Raw genomic sequence first — 17,856 nt, forward strand, 5'->3', positions numbered from 1 at the left:
TTCTTATGGTTAGCTAAACTTAGTAGTAAATTGAATTTATGATGAGTTGTTTTGTTCTCTAAGTCTTGCTACACGACTAAACTTTGGTTGGGTACTATATCTAACAAGATAATCACTTGCACTTTGAATATTGCATTGATTACGCGCAACTAATGGCATGACATATCCTATATAATCAGCAACGTCTTTAGCCCTTTTTACGAGTTGAGGAACATGCAAACCTGCCATAACAACAGCATTGTTCATTGCATTTTGAATCGATAGAGGTTCGTTACTTAATGTATCTTTTATTGCGTCTAATGCAAATTTTCCTAGTTCTAAATCAAGTGTTTCTAGGTCTTCACCTCTAAAATAACTAGACAGCAAGGCATAACCTGCATATCTTATATGTACATTAGTATCTTCTATAAATGATTTAATCATCTGGTGACGTTTATCAAGTTGCATGAATAATGCTGATAACCCTTGATCTACGATTGCCGTAGATTGCGCTTTAATTACCCAGTCTTTTGAAGTTTCGTCATTTATCTTTTTATCATCAGCAATGAGTGCCCCTAACATTAAATACTCATAAGTTGATGTTTCATATAAAGTTAATGCCAATTCATGATTTACTTTCAGTTTTTTTCCAAGTGCTCTTATGTCTTTCATTGAAACACCTATGACATCAAGTGTGCCGGATTTTGTTGATAGAATCTTCTTTTGATTCAATTGCATATGACTTTCCATATATGCTTTAATCTCTTTAAATTGAGTGTTCATTTTTTCACATCCTTAAACTTTCAATACTCCACGAAATCCTCTTGCAGCATAATATGAGTCTGCTCCATTATGATAGACAAAAACTTTATCATAACGACGATCACAAAATAGTCCTCCACCTAATCTCCTAACATCCTGTGGTGTAAGTATCCAACTTGATGTTTTTAAATCAAATGGTTCTATTTCTTGTAGTTTTCGATACTCATCTTCTGTCAACAATTCAATACCCATTTCGTTTGCCATATCGATAGCAGAATTTTCTGGTTTATGCATCTTACGGGAGTTCAGTGCTTCTCTATCATAACAAACACTTCTTCTCCCTAATGGGGTTTCCTTAGAGCAGTCATTAAATATATACTGATTTATATCTTTATTATAACCTATTACATCTGGTTCTCCACCAGTTTTCTCCATTTCATTTAGAGCATACAATTTACTTGGATTAGCAATTAATTTAGTATGTATATCATCCCATATTAAACCTATGTGGCGGTGCATGTTTTTCTCAAAACGTGTCTTTAACAAAATAAGAAGTTCATTTGCTTCTTGACTCGAAAGTTTGCCAGTTTCGTTTTTCATTTGTTTCCTCCATTGTTTGTTGAGTACTATATATTAACTTTAATCATTTAAAAACACAATTGCAAACCATTTGCATGCTTTAGGAATAAAAAAACAGCAACCAATGATTGGTTGCTGCAATTCATTATGAGTTAAAGTTTAGAATAGGCCAAATGCAAGAATAACTTTAAAGATAACATAAATGATAATAACTACTTTGAGTAACATAAATTTGGTTTTGAATTTAGAGAAAAATAGTAAAAATAATATAATGACAATTTCAACAAACACTACAAGGTCTGCTAAAGTTCTAAAAATACTCTCTAAAAAGTTTAAAAAATCAACATTTGATATAAGACCAGCGAATCCAGAGAATGCCATGCTCAAAGCAATTGAGCCTAAAATCGTGAATGAAACAAATGTTGGAAGCTTATCTTTTCTTGTATATGCAAAAAACAATATAAATAAGATTGATAATGCGATAATAATTCGAGCAATTTCATTAAACATTTTTCTTTTCTCCTTTCTCGACAATAGATTTTACTTTACGTGTTATATAAATATTTATTACATTTATAGTATACATCATATTTCTGAATTATCCTATTTTTTGTCTGCTGAATCCATTTATAAAAAAACATGTCAGTCAAGTCGACTGGCATGTGGGTCGTTTTAGTTTTAATCGTCTAGCTGACATTTAACAGCTAGTTCTCAAACAATATTTGGTACTTACTTCTTAACTGTCTTAGCTGATTTAACTGGTGCTTGTTGTGCTGGTTTCTTAGCTTGAACTTTCTTAGCTTGTTTCTTATCTTTCATTTGATTCACCTTCCTTTCACTCATAGTTTTATATCATCTTGACAATACGGTAAACCGCTAAATGTTAATAGCCATTTGATATAAAAAATCATGTGCGATTAAGAGGTTTAATCTAGTTTACAGCATCTTGTTTTGCTGAACTTAAAAAGGATTTATTCCTTCAACTTTATTATACACTTTTTTAAGGAATTGTGACTATGAAAATAAAGAAATTTTTAATAATATTTTTTACACTTTTTGTGTCACCATTTTTTTTATTTGATATATTTGTAAAAGATTGAAAACTTGATGATAAGGCTATTTTTCTATATATTCTTTCATTTTTTTAATATTGACTCGATGATCAATCATTCGCGTATCTTGGGCAAAGTCATTTGTTTTTTCAACTTTCAAATTTTCATGCTTTGTAGCTAGATATTTTGCAATATCATAAAATGAATATAAGTCATTACTATTCATCAAATAAGTGTCTGGTTTTAAGTTTTGTATTGTGTCGAATATTGCAGCAGCTGTATCCTCCATAAATGAGCAAGATGGATACCATTTTGTCGATGCTTTAATGACTTGATGTGCTTCCATTTGTTTATATAAAAAATCAATCATATTGTTTGATCCTGGTCTATTCCCGATTTGCCATCCAATTCTTAGAATATAAGCATTAGAATGCTGTTTAATGACAGCTTTTTCTGATGCGATCTTGTATAATCCATATTCATCTTCAGCATCTAATTGATGATCAATTGTTATCGGAGCTGTTTGTTTCCCACTATAAACACTACCAGTGCTAATATATACAAATGGAATATTGAGCTCTTTTGTTAATTTCGCGAGTAGACCAGCCCATTCAGGAGTCCCCATAGCAAAATGAAGAAAATAATCTGGTTTATGTTTTACTAAAAATGAGTGGATTGCCATTTCATTTTCTACAGTAACTTCTTCTCTTTTATACTGAATGATTTCTGCACCTTTAGAGTAGAAATACTTAGCAACTTCAGGGGCAACAGTACCATTGAGTCCAGTTATCATGACTTTCATTAATAAAATCCTCCTTTTATATCTTTCTCAATTTTTCTAAAATACCTTTTGCAGTCTTGTTATACCATGGTGTTTCATATTTTATAATTGAATCCTCAATCAAATCCATATATTGATTATTTTTTTGTCTTAACATAACCATTAATGCGTTTCGCATTAAGATGGTTTTGCCTTTCCATAAGTAAGACGTATCGGTATATTTTTCTTTAAACTGTTTTTCCGATTTTGTAAATAAATCAACAATGGAAACCATCTCTTTACCATTCAATTCAAATTCCTGGTGAATTTTAACACCTTTTTTAATATTTTTAGGACAAACCATTTGACATATGTCACAACCAAACAAGCTATAATTAGCTTCAATTTCTGGAGTTGTTAGTTCACGTTTAGTTTGATTATAATGACTCATGCATTTTTCCATATCGTATTTCCCGTCATCATATAATGCCTTTGTAGGACATGCATCTATACATATCCGGCATGTTCCACAGTCATCATCAATTTCTAAAATGATTTCCTGGTCTAATTTAACATCTATAAAAACAATGCCTAAGAACATGTAACTACCTAGTTCTTTATTAATGATTAATTGATTCTTACCGAAAAATCCAACTCCTGCAAGAGTAGCTGCTAAACGTTCATCATGTGGATGATTGTCAACTCCAAGTTGATAATCATATGAAAAGTTTTTCATGACTTGATCTATACGGGTTTTTAAAACTTGATGATAGTCAGAACCAAATGTATAAAATGATGGAACAAGATGTGATGTTGTATGTTTAATGATTCTCATGGGATAAGCTAAACCTAAAACAACCATTGTAGGATAAGTCACATTTGGAACTTTCTTACCCATTTTTCTGGCTTCATTTAAATATCGATTCGTATGGATAATACCAACAACATCAAACCTATTTTTAAATGCTTGATATAGTTCTTGTTTAATCATAAATAAACATCCTTTTTAAATCTATCTCCATAAAAATAATACATATAAAGTATACCATTTTTACAATTTGATTGCTAAAAATAAAAAAACCACGAATGGTTTTTGTATGTAGTAAATCTCTCTTATTAAAGTTAATGATGATGATGACGCTCAGGATCTGCTTTAGCATAATGTACAATATTACAGAAGTTACCATCAACACCATGGCATTGCATCAATGCATGACGAACGCCTAATGGTCCGAATAATCCGTTGATAATCGTTGAAATCATAATAACAATTAATATCATCGTTCCATAAACTGTACCAGATAAACTGCTTCTAGCAAAAAATGCTAGACCGATTGCTGCTTGAGCTTGAGGTAACAAGCAAAATCCTAGATATCTAGTAACTGATGCATCTGAATGAGCAACTTTTCCACCAATCCATGAGCCACTAAGTTTACCGAAAAATCTCATAACTACATAAATTAAAGAAACAATTAGGATTAAGATAAGGTCAATGACTTGAAGAGACACAGCAAGTAAAATCACAATTTCAGCGCCTAATAAAGAGAAAAATAATATTAGAATAGGGGCTGAAAATAAGTCCATGATTCTTTCTGTCTCATGTTTTGCTAGATCTGTGGATAAGTTAGAGAAAAATATACCTGTTGCCATTGGTAGTAAAATTGGTGATAAATGAATGTGAATTCCAAAAATATCAAAACCAGTACTTGCGATTGCAATGGATGCAAGAATTGCAGCAATTGCAGATATTAAAATAACAATATCTTTTTCAACATCTTCGTATTTTAAATATCGAATGATTCTTACCAATATATATCCAATTACTAAACCGATAATTAAGGAAAATATAATTTCAAGAACTGGACCAGTTAAGATTTCCATTGGGCCAAATGCTGAACCCGTTTCTACGGATACTGCATAGGATAATGTAATACCAAATAACATAATGGTGATAGAATCCTCTACACCGTGCAAAGGAACCAATGTATCAGTTAATGGTCCTGATGCATGCATTTTTTTTGTTATTAATAAGATTGGTCCAGGTTCTGTTGCAATCGCTAAAGAACCAATTAATAATGCAATATGTAATGGTAATACTAATATATATAATGCGAAGAATGTCAGTAAAAAAGCAAACATTGCTTGAAATAAGGTAACAATAATAACTTCTTTTGTACGCTTCTTTATTCTTTTAAAATTAAGTTCAAGACCAATACTAAAAGCAATAAAACCAATACCAACATTAATAATAACCTCAAATGCATCTACGATTTCTTCGTGTCCCGCCCATACAATAACACCACCAAAAACAAGCCCAATTAATATATAGGCTGTTAAGTTAGGGATTCGCTTACGCTCAAAAAAACGACCTGCAAACAAACCAATGATAATTGTTATACTTAACAATAATATCAATTGATAAGACCATGAAGTAGCTTCCGCAGCTAATACTAACATTTAATTCATCTTCTTTCTCGGTATACGCCATATCAATAATAGCATAACCCCAGATATCTTTCAAGAACTTTTTTGAGTAAGACCTAATATATTAAGATGTAAACGTTTTTTGTGTGTAAATTAAAAAAGGATAAATATTTTTTTAAAAATAAGGTGCTAAATCAGTGAGATAATCCCCTTATTTGCTGTATTTAGTATTTCATTATTGAGTCTACCTAAGTTTTTTATGGTTTCATCGACATTTGTTTTATTTAGACCAAATCCATCACAACTAATCGATTGGTCCATCACCATATGACCCGTTATCATACCATTCATTGCTGCAAATGATACTTTATATGTGCATGATACTTTAGCACCATCACAAACAAAACCCATCGATGTTGAAAGGTATAAATTGATTGCATCTTTTATTTGTTTTCTTGTGCCTTCTTTACTGAAAACAAAACTTGCAGCACTACTACAGCCTGTTGCATGCCCTGTTCCACATAAGACAGTGACGATATTCATTTCTTGTTTAACATAAACACTCGTATAAAAAGATAAAACAATGAGCTGTTCTCTTTTTTTCTGTGATAGGTTATATGCATCGCTCAAAAACATTGGTGTTACGAGTGTACCAATACCTAAATTGCCACTACCTGCAACACCATAAACTGTGAAAATATCACCTATCATTCGTTTTTTCGAAGAAACTTCAATGTGTTCTTTGAGAAAGTTGGATATTTCATTAGTACATGATTTTTGAGAATCTGTTAAATTTTCAACCAAGTAATTCCTACCTATTTTTTTCATCTCTTCGCTCGAGTTTTCATATTGAATAGTTGCTATTCTAAATAGTTCTTCTAATCCTGTAAAGTCGTTTTTCTCTACAAAATCAAATATTTCATCATAGGATAGAATTTTGTTTTGATTAACTCGATCAATCAATGCTTTTCGTTCAAATTCAGGCATCTTTTCACCATTTTTAACGACACTTACGACATTATCATAGTGATCTTTAATCACAATTTTAACTTCATCACCATCTGTTGATGTCATTAACAATTCCTCATACAATACTGTATCATCGTATTTATGATGTTCTATTTTTACTGATATTTCCTTAAGCAAAGACTCAATTTGTTCAATATCATTATTCGTTACACTTTCAAATACACTTAGTTGCTCTTTGGGATTCTTTAAAAGGACCCCTAATGCTAAGGCTTGATTTAAACCGCTTTTTCTTAGTCCTGGAACACCAACATTCACACTGTTTTTATATAATTCATCACTCATTGTTAAGTGAATCGAATGAATTTTTTGGTTTCTTAAAATATAAGCTCCAATAGATGCTATATATCCAACAACACCAATATCAGTACATCCGATTGTTCGTGCAATATTGCTTTCTAAGATTTTTTTAGCAGTTACTTGGTTCATAAGTTTACCTCTTTAATAAAGCTTGTTAGTTTTTTTATACTTTCTAGGTATTATTTTAACATTTTTTTATTGAAATTCATATTTAATAATGATATACTTAATATAATATTAAGGTTTGCCTTAATTTAAAATGACTTTTACACAAGGAGAACAATTATGAGTCAATATGTATTTCCATTTTTATTAACATTGTTTGCTGGGCTATCAACCGGTATTGGTGGCATTATCGCTTTTCATAAAAAAGCATCATCAAAGAAATTTTTGGCATTTGCATTGGGATTAAGTGCAGGTGTAATGATTTACGTTTCATTCATCGAGATTTTTCCTAAAGCTTTCGTATCTTTAAGTGAAGTTTATGGTGTTCGCTTAGGATATCTCTATACGACTTTAGCATTTTTTCTTGGCGTGTTTTTAATAGCTTTAATCGATAAGCTTGTTCCTAAGGCACAAAACCCACATGAACCAAAAGGGTTAAATGTTGATGATGAATCGCATGAAAAAAATGAATTGCTTAGGATGGGTATGTTTTCTGCATTAGCAATCGCAATTCACAACTTTCCCGAAGGATTGGCAACTTTTATTGCAGCACTTGAATCTCCTGTACTGGGGATTAGCATTGCTGTTGCTATTGCCATTCACAATATACCAGAAGGTATAGCAGTCGCTGTTCCAATCTATCATGCTACGAAGTCAAAGAAAAAAGCATTTATGTATTCATTCTTATCTGGTTTAGCAGAACCTGTTGGAGCAGTTATAGGATTTTTCCTACTATATCAATTATTAAGCGAATCATTATTCGGTATTGTATTCGCAATGGTTGCTGGTATTATGGTCTATATTTCATTAGATGAACTCTTACCAACTGCAGAAAAGCATGGAGAGCACCATATTGCAATATATGGACTTATTACAGGCATGATTGTCATGGCAGCATCACTTGTTTTATTCATTTAAAACCCAATATGAAAAGTCTAGAGATCCAAAGAGATTTCTAGACTTTTTTTATATAGTTAGGTGATTAAACCCACCCTCTCATCTTAACTGCATCTGCGACACGTTTGATTGCAATACCATAAGCTGCATCACGCATGTAAAGATTCTTTTTAATTGCTAGATTATAAACTTCATGAAATGCATCAGTCATCTTTCGATCAAGCTTTTCTAGAACTTCATCAAGAGGCCAGTAATAGTTTGTATTACACTGAACTTGCTCAAAGTAACTACAAGTAACACCACCAGCATTACATAAGAAGTCTGGAATCATAAATATTTTTTTCTTTTGAATGATTTCATCTGCTTCAGTAGTTGTTGGGCCATTTGCTCCTTCGCAAATAACTTTTACTCTCTTACTTACATGTTTTAATGTTTCAGTTGTTAATTGGTTTTCAAGTGCACATGGCATTAAGATGTCAACATCTTGTTTAATCCACTCATCACCTTCTAAGACTTCACAACCTAATTCATTAATTGCTTTTTCTTTGTTGATGGTACCAAATCCATTAGAGATACGTTCTAATGCATTAATATCCAAACCTTTTTCATTTTTAAAAGTATATGATTTTTTATCTTCAATATCCCAACAAGATACAGCAACAACAGTTCCGCCATATTCTTGATATAATTTTGCAGCATATTTTCCAACTTTGCCAAATCCTTGAATACTCGCATTTGTTGTTTTAATATCAATGCCCATTACTTTTAATGCTTCTCTTAAAGTATAAACGACACCATATCCGGTTGCTTCTGTACGGCCTAAAGAGCCACCCATACCAACTGGTTTACCTGTAATTGCTCCTGGATAATGACCACCATAGATTGTTTCAAACTCATCAAGCATCCATAACATATGTTGTGAATTGGTCATAACATCTGGTGCAGCTACGTCAATCACTGGACCTACATTTTTTGATAATTCTCTAACATATCCTCTACATAAGCGTTCTTGTTCACCTAATGACATTTCACGTGGGTCACAAATAACCCCACCTTTTCCGCCACCTAGTGGTATATTAACAACAGCACATTTCCAAGTCATCCACATTGCTAGTGCTCTAACTGTGTCTACCGTTTCATCTGGATGAAAACGAATACCACCTTTTGCGGGACCTCTAGCATCATTGTGGTGGATTCTATATCCTCTATAAATCTTAGTTGATCCATCATCCATCTTCACAGGAACTGTAATATGAATTTCTTTCCCTGGTTGACGCAGCAAGTCTTTTGTTGCATCGTCTAAGTTAATGTTATCAGCAACATGATCAAATTGTTTTTGTGCAGTCAAATAAGCATTGTAACCTTTTTCCTTCACTATAATTCTCCTTTATTTCATAATCATTACGTTGATTATGTATTTTGTACGCGTCATAAAAAAGAGACCATAAATCCCTATGAATCTATACACTTTTTCATATACGCTTGAAGTCTATTTCATCTTCAATCCAATTACATTGTAACATACTCACAAGAGAAATGAAAGCGCTTTTTTTATTTTGTTTAATATTACATATTCCATCTACTAAACCCTATAGAACTGATGATTTAGGAGATCAATTATGTATGGGAAAGAAACCGATTTCTTTTTATTGCTTTTTCATGGTATGATAAAAATGTATAACTAGTTATACCTTTGGAGGTTTATATGTTCAAAAAATGTTTTATACTTATCTTTTTATTAATGCTTTTTACTTTAGCTGCATGTAAAAGCAACAATAACCAATCTACACCAAACATAACTGTTCCACATGAGATTACAGATATCATTGGACTTGAAGATATGACCGTTACGAAAAACGAATATTTCAATCCCCTTGACAATGTGAAAATATTAAATCAAAATAATGAAGATATCACATATTTAGTTCGTGTAACAGGAAATGTACATTATGGTGTTCTTGGTGAGTACGAGTTAACTTATCAAATGACTTATGGCGAAGATGAAATTAATCAAACACGGTTGATTACAGTTGATGATGGAACAATCAATAGACCTATAAACCCTAGAAACAACATAACTTCTACAATCGTTAATGCTAATGCGGGCTCTTATCGCGTAGGCTCAGCTCCAGAAATTGATCATCCGATTCAACCACAACTCCTAAATCCTAACTTATTAGACCAAGCAGTCCCATCTAATGGATGGTGGACTTCACTATTGGCTGCTAATTATGGTGGAGGCAATGGCATATATACAAATCCTTTACGATCTGCATTTAGTAATGATGGTGTTGAAATCACAAACCCAGGATCTGGTTTTGTACAATATTGGAATCCTGATGGGTATAACACGATGGCAAACTTCTCTTTAGCTTTGCCAGATATGCATATAAAAACAACAAATCTTAATTTAGGATATACAACTCATGTGATTGATTACAGTGACACAACTGTCAAGGTAGCAATGAGAAATACTGGCCAACCACAAGACCAAATGGTAATGACTTACGCACAAGGATCTCCTTTCGTGTTTGCTGAAGTTGCAAAGTCTGATTCTGCTTACTTAAGACTTGCATCAAATGGAGTTGCAAGTTATGAATATTTTACTGTTGATGGTCAACTGATCAGTGGAAACACATATACAGGAGATGGTATCGTCATCCGTTTGGTACAAAAACATATTGGATATGAAACCTATAGACCTGCACAAGTTGGACAACCAATTTATGGAGATCGTTATTTCTTGGTGAGTACACCTAGTGGATCTTTGTTTAACTTATCAACTGATAACCACCCAAGTTCTTTATTAAACAAGATTAGTATGAACTTAGGCGATGAAAACTATTTTTCAGTTGCTGCTATAGAATCTTTAACTGAAGCTTCTTTTTATCATCAACATGCTTATACTGCAACACTTAAAGGTGATGTCTCTTATCAAGTTCAACATAAAGATAGCATTGTTGAAACCAACTATCATTTATCAACTCAACACTTAAAAGAAAATAATCTTAATGAACCCCTTCAATTTTTAATGCCTCATCATTATCAAAACAGTACTCAAGAAGTAACTGATTATAGTTTTAATACTGTCAGAGGAGAATTAAAACTCATAGTAGGATCGCATTTTCAAACAAACCTCTCATTTCATGGTCTTCTACCTGCAATGACATATCCTATCAATAATGAATTTAGTACAACCCATATGACTACTTATCTTAATGATTTAGATACTAGAACTGAAATCAATGATCTTACTAACTTCTTAAACGATGAAGGTCCTTATTGGAATGGTAAAGCAATTTATCCACTATCGCAAGGTATTATCATCGCTGATCAAATTGGTGATGATGCACTAAAACTCTCGTTTATTTCGAAATTGAGATATGTATTAGCGGACTGGTTTACATATGAATCGGTATCAGATGAACGCTATCTTTACTATAACGAAGCATGGGGCTCTGTTTATTACTCGAATAATGATTTCAATACTGCAAGTGAACTCAGTGATCATAGTTTTACACATGGTTATTTAATTTATGGAGCCAGTGTATTAGCGATGTATGATGAATCGTTTGTCAATGATTATAAAGATATCGTTGAAGTTTTACTAGATGATTATCTATACCCATATAAAGATGACTATGATTTCGCTTATTTGCGGTCTTTTGATCCTTGGGCAGGTCATACTTGGGCACACGGTTTTGGAACGTTTGCAGAGGGTAATAACGTTGAATCCTCAAGTGAAGCATTGCAGTCATGGGTCGGAGGATATTTGTGGGCATTATCTCAAAATGATGTAGACCGTAGAGATGCAGCTATTTATGGTTTTGTAACTGAACTTAATGCAGCAAAAACTTATATAATGGACTACTCAGAAACTATTTTCCCTGAAAAATATAGCATGTACGCATCTATTGCAGGTATGATTTGGGGTGGTAAATATGATTACGCGACTTGGTTTGGTGCTAATCCAACATTTATCTATGGTATCCAATGGTTACCCAATGGAGAATATATTTCAAATTATGCGTTAAATGATGATGAAAGAGCACGGTTAAATCATATATACTCTGACTACTTACTTGCAAAAAATCAAACCATAGATACATGGTTTGCTACCATGTGGAGCGTACAAGCATTAATCAATCCATCAATAGCCATCAGTCAATTTGATGCTTCTAAAATACTTAATGATGATTATCCAAGTGATTTATCGCAAACTTATTATTTAATCCATAGTTTACAAAGTTATGGAAAACGTGATACATCATATATTATGGAAATTCATGAACGTGTATCATCATCCATTTACGTGGATAGCTTAGGGGTTGTAAATGCAATGATATGGAATCCAAGTGATCAGGAACAAACCATTATCTTCAAATCGCCAACTAATCAATCTATTTCCATTACAGTACCTTCTAGAAGTCTAACAACAAATCGACTGTCAAATTAAAGTATTTATTTAAAAACTCTTTTATTCTCCTAATTAGGAAAATTGGGGTTTTTTTTGATATATTTGTTTACAATCACATAATTTCTATTTTTTGACTATACATCAGTTATATGGTATGATTAATTATCATATGGTTGCCTTTAGATAGCAATCGTATTCCAATTATTTTTACTCGCATTTAGCGAATACACCTATCTTTAGACGACCAAAACAGGTCGGTTTTTTTTAAAAAAAACTTATTTGATGAAATAAGAAAGGACGGTATTTAAGTGAAATATAAAATTGTTGACACATTTCCAAACGATTTTTTTAACAACAAAAAAGCTCCACTTTTTTCAATTTATCAAGAAACTTCTAGACATCTCACTGAAAATAAGCGCGATGCACTCGTTTTCAAAAATTTAATTAAAGAAGTGGAGGGCTCTCTTAGAGAAAAATATGACAAAAAAGAAATAAAACCTTTGATGGAAATGTTTTCTGAGATAGAAAATGCAAGTACTTTTTGGAGTCATACATATGACGGAATTGCTTTATTTGCATCATTAGATGAATGTATTATCTATAATTTAAAGAAACCCATCAGTACACTTGCAGTTGTTTCTGACACTTTCCACATCAAACCACTGATTCATTATTTCCAAATTGCTCAGACCTATCAAATTCTTGATTTAGATGCACATTCATTTCAATTATTCGAAGGAACACCTTACCATATTGAGAAAATAGAGTTAAGCGATTCCATACAGACTACTAAGGATGAGATACTTGGTACAGAGAAAACAGATCCCTATCAAACACATGGTACATATGGAGGTTCATCAGGAAAATCAACATTCCACGGACATGGTGGAAAAAAAGCTGAAGACGAAATTGATTTAGAAAGATTTTTTAGACAAGTCGATTTAATCATTGATGAGAATATTTCAAAAAAATCTAAATGTCCTTTAATACTTCTTGCTCCAACTGAATATCACGCTTTATTTTTAGAAATGTCTAATAATCTGTTTTTAGAACCAAAAGCGATATCAGGATCATATGATACACTCGGTAAAGAAGAAACTAAAAAACAAATAGAGTTGCTTAATATAGAAAGATTAAATCAAAAAACTGAAAAACTGATTAATCAGTATCACCAACTGAGACCAAGCGAAAAAAGTTCTGATCAACTCATAGAAATTATATCAGCTGTAATAGATGGCAGAGTTGAAACGCTTTTTATCGAATTGGATAAAATCATTCCAGGTCATATTGATTTAGTTAATAAAAAGATGAAAACGAAAGATTTAGCAAATCCTGAGATAGACGATATACTAGACGATTTAGCGCAATACACACTAGAAAAAAATGGTCATGTTTATATCTTAAGTAAAGAAGATATGCCAACCGAGTCTGGTGCTGCAGCAATTTACAGATATTAAAAAATAATCATAGAACAAAAGTGAATAAATTCACTCAGGGCGATTTAATCGCCTTTTCTTTTTTCCCAATCTTCTTTATAATATACTCATGGACCCTATTTTACTCAAATATAAGTACAGAGACATCTTGGCCATTGCTGCGATGCAGGGTAAGGATGTCCATGAGAATGAACTGAATAAACTTTCAAACCTCAAAGCGAATCGAGAGACTAAACTCACGATTCAGTCCATCTTTCAAACCTATTGGCCGTTATTTAAACCTTTGTTTATCGAAAGGCTTAGACCTGCCATCATCTCTAATGTTGAAAAGATGATTGATTGTAAAAATTTAGCCAAAGGTCATCTTTTTTTTGAGTGTCCTTCTTGTGATCAGTATTACTTACAAGGACTTTCTTGTCACTCAAGGTTTTGTGTCTCCTGTAATCAACGCTATCGTGAAAAGCGAACACTTGCCGTTCAGTCAAAACTTTTAGATGTTCCTCATCGTCACTTTGTCTTTTCCATAGCTAGAGAACTTAGGGATTATTTTAGAATTTATCGCGGTCTCTTTGATGTGCTCTTTTCTTCTGTTAATGAAGCACTTCAAGCACTTGTCTTTTCATCCAAGATTGCTGTAAAAGACGACCGTAGACTCGGCCTCATCGCCTTTTTACATACCTTTGGACGTGATCTCAAATTCAATCCTCACATCCATGTCCTCGTTGCCGAAAGAACGCTTGATATTCATCAAAAGATGCGAAAGTTTTCTTATTTTCATTTTGAGAAACTCAGGCTCCACTTTCAACTCGCTTTGCTTAGAAATATCTCAAATTATTTGAAAGTAAACGCTCCTAAAGATGTCTATCATCACTTCAATCGTTTGAGAACCTTTCTTATCGCTAAATATAAGAAAGGATTCTATGCGCACGGTCCTCAACTCAAGGACTATGGTATCCTCAACTCTGCGAAAAAGGTTTCTGATTATATCACCCGCTACGCTTCTCGTCCTGCTATTTCTGAGGAAAGAATTGTATCGCTTGATCCTTCCAATCATCATATCACATGGTTTTACGATCCCCATGAGGATGACCATAAATCCAAAGATGACACCACCTATCTTGGTAGGCAGACTATCACCGAGCATGTCTTTCGCTTCATCGCTAAACTCATCATTCACATTCATGATCGTAACTTCCACACCATTCGCTATTTTGGTTTCTATGCCAATAAATCCTCAAAGTCTAAATCTTCCTTCAAAAAACTGCTTTCCTCTGCTCATATTAAACTTAAACGCTCAAGACTAAACTGGCTCTTTATGTTAAAATCTATTTATAAGTACCATCCCATTTTATGTTCATGTGGCCACACCATGAGACTCAATTTAGATTTCTCTTACTTTAGAGATCCTGGAGGTTAATCCTATGCCTAAATATTTTAATACAATCAAAGTCAAAATCTCCGATGAGGAGAAAAAACAGCGTTTAGAAGATTATAAATACGCCATCAAACATGGTTTTTACTTTGGACCACCTGTCGATATCGAAGATTTTATGAAGCGCGATATCTTCGATGAATCGGTTCGCTTTAAGTGTCTTAAATGTGGCTTTGAAGATGTGCTCGAATTTGATATCCTTGAAGAAATGTGGGATGAATCTATTTCTGATTATCCAATCTTACCTTGTTATCACTGTAGTAAAGAAAAATTTGTCCCCATCGATATTTACCATAAACAAACCTTGAAGGTTTTTAGATAGTTGTTTCAATATGTGTTTGATTCACCCACATTCTTGTGGGTATTTTGTCTATTTAGGTTTTTGGACTGAGAAATAGAAATCCCTATTAAGTAAAAAAAGACCTTAACGGTGATGATCACTTGTTAAGGTCTTATTTGTTTAGTTTATCCGATAAAAACTTGTTTTAAAATTGATAATGCCCAATCAATTTCTGATTCTTTAATAATAAGTGGTGGGGCTAAACGAATCGTATGTTCATGCGTTTCTTTAGCCAATAAGCCAAGCTCTTTTAATTGCTCTGTATACTTTCTTGCTTTTCCTGCTTCATCTGTTAACTGAATCGCAATAAATAATCCTTTACCTCGAATTTCTTTAAACAAAGGTGAGTTGATTTCTTTTATGCCCTCAAGGAAATATTTCCCTAATTTTTCTGAGCGCTCAGCTAATGCTTCATCAATTAAGACATCTAGTGAAGCCTCACCAACTGCACAAGCTAGTGGGTTTCCTCCAAATGTACTTCCATGTGAACCTGGAGTAATCACATCCATCACAGCTTTACTTGATAACGCAGCAGATACAGGCATAACCCCGCCACCTAATGCTTTACCAACTAATAAAATATCTGGTTTAATATCATCATGCATAAAACAAAACATTTTACCAGTTCTGCAAAAGCCTGTTTGGATTTCATCAGTAATTAATAGTATATTATGCTTAGTGCAAATTTCACGAACTTTTTTTAAATATCCTGCATCAGGAATTATAACGCCTGCTTCACCTTGAATTGGCTCAACTAGGAATGCAATCGTATTTGGTGTAATGGCTTTTTCCAATGCGTTTGTATTATTGAAAGGAATATTTACAAACCCTGGTGTAAATGGACCGAAATCTTCATTTGCTCCTGGGTCTGTTGAAAAACCAACAATGGTTGTTGTTCTTCCATGGAAATTATCATTACATGTAATGATTTCCCCTTGGTTAACAGGAACTTTTTTTATTCTATATCCCCATCTTCTAGCAATTTTAATACCTGTTTCAACAGCTTCTGCACCTGTATTCATTGGTAATGCAACTTCCATACCAGATACATCGCATAACTTTTGCAAAAAGGATCCTAAGCGATCATTATAAAATGCTCTTGATGTTAATGTCACAGACTTCATTTGCTTTTTAACAGCTTTAATAATTTTAGGATGAAGGTGTCCTTGATTAACTGCTGAATAAGCAGATAAACAGTCTAAATATTTTTTCCCTTCAGGATCCCACACCCAAACCCCCTTAGCACGTTTAATAACAACAGGAATTGGCTTATAATTTTTTGCACCATATTTGGCTTCGATATCCATATATGCTTTTGAAGATAGCATTTTGTTGTGTAAGATTTGAATCAACAAATCTTTACTCCTTTCTAATTGTTTTGGAATGCTACATCTAAATCTCTTACTGCCATAAGATTTTTGAAACGTAATAGATGTTGTAACCTATTATTAAATAAACAACATCTCGACAAATTCATTATAACAAATATTTAAGTGTTGGTAAATAAAGAAAAGAACTGACTATACATATAAGTCAGTTTCTATCATTTATCATGCGTTTTTATTTCAAATTAATCGTTTAAGGAAAAATCAACAGCTGCTTTAACTTGAATTTCCATTGTATTAAATAATGGAATATCTAAATCTTGCTGCCGGATTAACATAGGAATCTCTGTACATCCTAAAATAACGCCTTGAATACCTTTTAATTTTGCTTTGTTGATAACCTCTATGAACTTTACTTTGCTCTCATTGCTAAATATCCCTAATATAAGTTCATGATAAATTGTGCGATGTATCATTGCTTGGTCCCTAATATCAGGTACAATAACAGATACATCTTGATGACTGAAAATATTGGGATATAAAGTACTTTTCATCGTATAAATAGTTCCAACCAGTAAAACATTTGTTAAGTCTAGATATTTAACTTGATTCAAAGTTGCTTTCGCAATGTGAATAAGAGGTATCCCTACTTGTTTTTCGACTTCATCAGCAACAATATGCATCGTGTTTGCACAAATGAGTAAAATTTCTGCTCCACTTTCTTTTAGTTTTTTCCCATGATTAACCAATTGCTGCGTTATTTCATCCCACTTATTTTGTTCCAACAATATTTCTAGCTCATGATAATCAAATGAATACATTAAAATTTTCGCGGAATGAGACCCACCTAATTGTCTTTTGACTTCTAAATTAATCAGTCGATAATATTCAAGCGTTGATTCCCAACTCATACCACCCAATAAACCTATTGTTTTCATATTTAACCTCATATTCATCTTTAG

The 17,856-nt window shown here is 32.8% G+C and carries 15 protein-coding genes; 5 read left to right on the forward strand and 10 right to left on the reverse strand.

Annotation, left to right across the window (positions count from 1 at the left end; genetic code table 11):
* Positions 1–36: 36 nt before the first annotated feature.
* The 7 genes from QJ521_RS06375 to QJ521_RS06405 all read right to left on the reverse strand — a co-directional run bounded on the left by QJ521_RS06375 (position 37) and on the right by QJ521_RS06405 (position 7,011).
* A complete protein-coding gene (locus QJ521_RS06375) occupies positions 37–762 on the reverse strand; it encodes a DNA alkylation repair protein (RefSeq protein ID WP_282839611.1) in 726 nt (241 codons plus the stop codon).
* Positions 763–774: 12 nt separating this feature from the next.
* A complete protein-coding gene (locus QJ521_RS06380; protein WP_282839612.1) occupies positions 775–1,341 on the reverse strand; it encodes a DUF4256 domain-containing protein in 567 nt (188 codons plus the stop codon).
* A gap of 138 nt (positions 1,342–1,479) precedes the next feature.
* On the reverse strand, positions 1,480–1,830 hold the full coding sequence (locus tag QJ521_RS06385; RefSeq protein WP_282839613.1) for a hypothetical protein: 351 nt from the start codon (positions 1,828–1,830) through the stop codon (positions 1,480–1,482).
* A gap of 606 nt (positions 1,831–2,436) precedes the next feature.
* On the reverse strand, positions 2,437–3,174 hold the full coding sequence (locus QJ521_RS06390; protein WP_282839614.1) for a sugar nucleotide-binding protein: 738 nt from the start codon (positions 3,172–3,174) through the stop codon (positions 2,437–2,439).
* Between the two features lie 16 nt (positions 3,175–3,190).
* Positions 3,191–4,123 carry an epoxyqueuosine reductase gene (locus tag QJ521_RS06395; protein WP_282839615.1) on the reverse strand — a complete coding sequence of 311 codons (933 nt, stop codon included), beginning with the start codon at positions 4,121–4,123 and terminating at the stop codon, positions 3,191–3,193.
* A gap of 131 nt (positions 4,124–4,254) precedes the next feature.
* Positions 4,255–5,589 (reverse strand): cation:proton antiporter, encoded by a 1,335-nt coding sequence (locus QJ521_RS06400; protein WP_282839616.1) that lies wholly within the window; start codon positions 5,587–5,589, stop codon positions 4,255–4,257.
* 156 nt (positions 5,590–5,745) lie between these two features.
* A complete protein-coding gene (locus QJ521_RS06405; RefSeq protein ID WP_282839617.1) occupies positions 5,746–7,011 on the reverse strand; it encodes an L-serine ammonia-lyase, iron-sulfur-dependent, subunit alpha in 1,266 nt (421 codons plus the stop codon).
* Between the two features lie 156 nt (positions 7,012–7,167).
* Between QJ521_RS06405 and zupT the strand changes: the two genes are divergently transcribed.
* Positions 7,168–7,965 (forward strand): zinc transporter ZupT, encoded by a 798-nt coding sequence (gene zupT / locus QJ521_RS06410; protein ID WP_282839618.1) that lies wholly within the window; start codon positions 7,168–7,170, stop codon positions 7,963–7,965.
* Between the two features lie 64 nt (positions 7,966–8,029).
* Here the strand turns inward: zupT and QJ521_RS06415 are convergent, their stop codons facing one another.
* Positions 8,030–9,319: a Glu/Leu/Phe/Val family dehydrogenase gene (locus tag QJ521_RS06415; RefSeq protein WP_282839619.1), complete on the reverse strand. Its 1,290-nt coding sequence runs from the start codon at positions 9,317–9,319 to the stop codon at positions 8,030–8,032.
* A gap of 330 nt (positions 9,320–9,649) precedes the next feature.
* Here QJ521_RS06415 and QJ521_RS06420 point away from each other — a divergent pair, with 330 nt between their 5' ends.
* The 4 genes from QJ521_RS06420 (at position 9,650) to QJ521_RS06435 (ending at position 15,551) form a co-directional block, all read left to right on the forward strand.
* Positions 9,650–12,400, forward strand: coding sequence for a glycosyl hydrolase (locus tag QJ521_RS06420; RefSeq protein ID WP_282839620.1), 2,751 nt, complete (start codon positions 9,650–9,652; stop codon positions 12,398–12,400).
* 269 nt (positions 12,401–12,669) lie between these two features.
* A complete protein-coding gene (locus tag QJ521_RS06425) occupies positions 12,670–13,818 on the forward strand; it encodes a baeRF3 domain-containing protein (RefSeq protein ID WP_282839621.1) in 1,149 nt (382 codons plus the stop codon).
* 127 nt (positions 13,819–13,945) lie between these two features.
* Positions 13,946–15,214 (forward strand): IS91 family transposase, encoded by a 1,269-nt coding sequence (locus tag QJ521_RS06430; protein ID WP_282839622.1) that lies wholly within the window; start codon positions 13,946–13,948, stop codon positions 15,212–15,214.
* A gap of 4 nt (positions 15,215–15,218) precedes the next feature.
* On the forward strand, positions 15,219–15,551 hold the full coding sequence (locus QJ521_RS06435) for a hypothetical protein (protein WP_282839623.1): 333 nt from the start codon (positions 15,219–15,221) through the stop codon (positions 15,549–15,551).
* Positions 15,552–15,694: 143 nt separating this feature from the next.
* On the opposite strand, the gene rocD is transcribed toward QJ521_RS06435, so the two are convergent.
* Together rocD and QJ521_RS06445 are read right to left on the reverse strand one after the other, a co-directional pair.
* On the reverse strand, positions 15,695–16,897 hold the full coding sequence (gene rocD, locus QJ521_RS06440; protein WP_347568089.1) for an ornithine--oxo-acid transaminase: 1,203 nt from the start codon (positions 16,895–16,897) through the stop codon (positions 15,695–15,697).
* A 242-nt stretch (positions 16,898–17,139) separates the two neighbouring features.
* Positions 17,140–17,832 carry an aspartate/glutamate racemase family protein gene (locus tag QJ521_RS06445; RefSeq protein ID WP_282839625.1) on the reverse strand — a complete coding sequence of 231 codons (693 nt, stop codon included), beginning with the start codon at positions 17,830–17,832 and terminating at the stop codon, positions 17,140–17,142.
* Positions 17,833–17,856 lie beyond the last annotated feature (24 nt).

It is taken from the genome of Peloplasma aerotolerans, assembly GCF_030012175.1.
Taxonomy (GTDB): Bacteria; Bacillota_I; Bacilli_A; order Acholeplasmatales; family Acholeplasmataceae; genus Peloplasma; species Peloplasma aerotolerans.

What these genes read in the sequence shown, in the direction of transcription:
- QJ521_RS06375 (WP_282839611.1), bottom strand. Translation starts at nt 762, where the DNA reads ATGAACACTCAATTTAAAGAGATTAAAGCATATATGGAAAGTCATATG.
- QJ521_RS06380 (WP_282839612.1), bottom strand. Translation starts at nt 1,341, where the DNA reads ATGAAAAACGAAACTGGCAAACTTTCGAGTCAAGAAGCAAATGAACTT.
- QJ521_RS06385 (WP_282839613.1), bottom strand. Translation starts at nt 1,830, where the DNA reads ATGTTTAATGAAATTGCTCGAATTATTATCGCATTATCAATCTTATTT.
- QJ521_RS06390 (WP_282839614.1), bottom strand. Translation starts at nt 3,174, where the DNA reads ATGAAAGTCATGATAACTGGACTCAATGGTACTGTTGCCCCTGAAGTT.
- QJ521_RS06395 (WP_282839615.1), bottom strand. Translation starts at nt 4,123, where the DNA reads ATGATTAAACAAGAACTATATCAAGCATTTAAAAATAGGTTTGATGTT.
- QJ521_RS06400 (WP_282839616.1), bottom strand. Translation starts at nt 5,589, where the DNA reads ATGTTAGTATTAGCTGCGGAAGCTACTTCATGGTCTTATCAATTGATA.
- QJ521_RS06405 (WP_282839617.1), bottom strand. Translation starts at nt 7,011, where the DNA reads ATGAACCAAGTAACTGCTAAAAAAATCTTAGAAAGCAATATTGCACGA.
- zupT (WP_282839618.1), top strand. Translation starts at nt 7,168, where the DNA reads ATGAGTCAATATGTATTTCCATTTTTATTAACATTGTTTGCTGGGCTA.
- QJ521_RS06420 (WP_282839620.1), top strand. Translation starts at nt 9,650, where the DNA reads ATGTTCAAAAAATGTTTTATACTTATCTTTTTATTAATGCTTTTTACT.
- QJ521_RS06435 (WP_282839623.1), top strand. Translation starts at nt 15,219, where the DNA reads ATGCCTAAATATTTTAATACAATCAAAGTCAAAATCTCCGATGAGGAG.
- rocD (WP_347568089.1), bottom strand. Translation starts at nt 16,897, where the DNA reads ATGCTATCTTCAAAAGCATATATGGATATCGAAGCCAAATATGGTGCA.
- QJ521_RS06445 (WP_282839625.1), bottom strand. Translation starts at nt 17,832, where the DNA reads ATGAAAACAATAGGTTTATTGGGTGGTATGAGTTGGGAATCAACGCTT.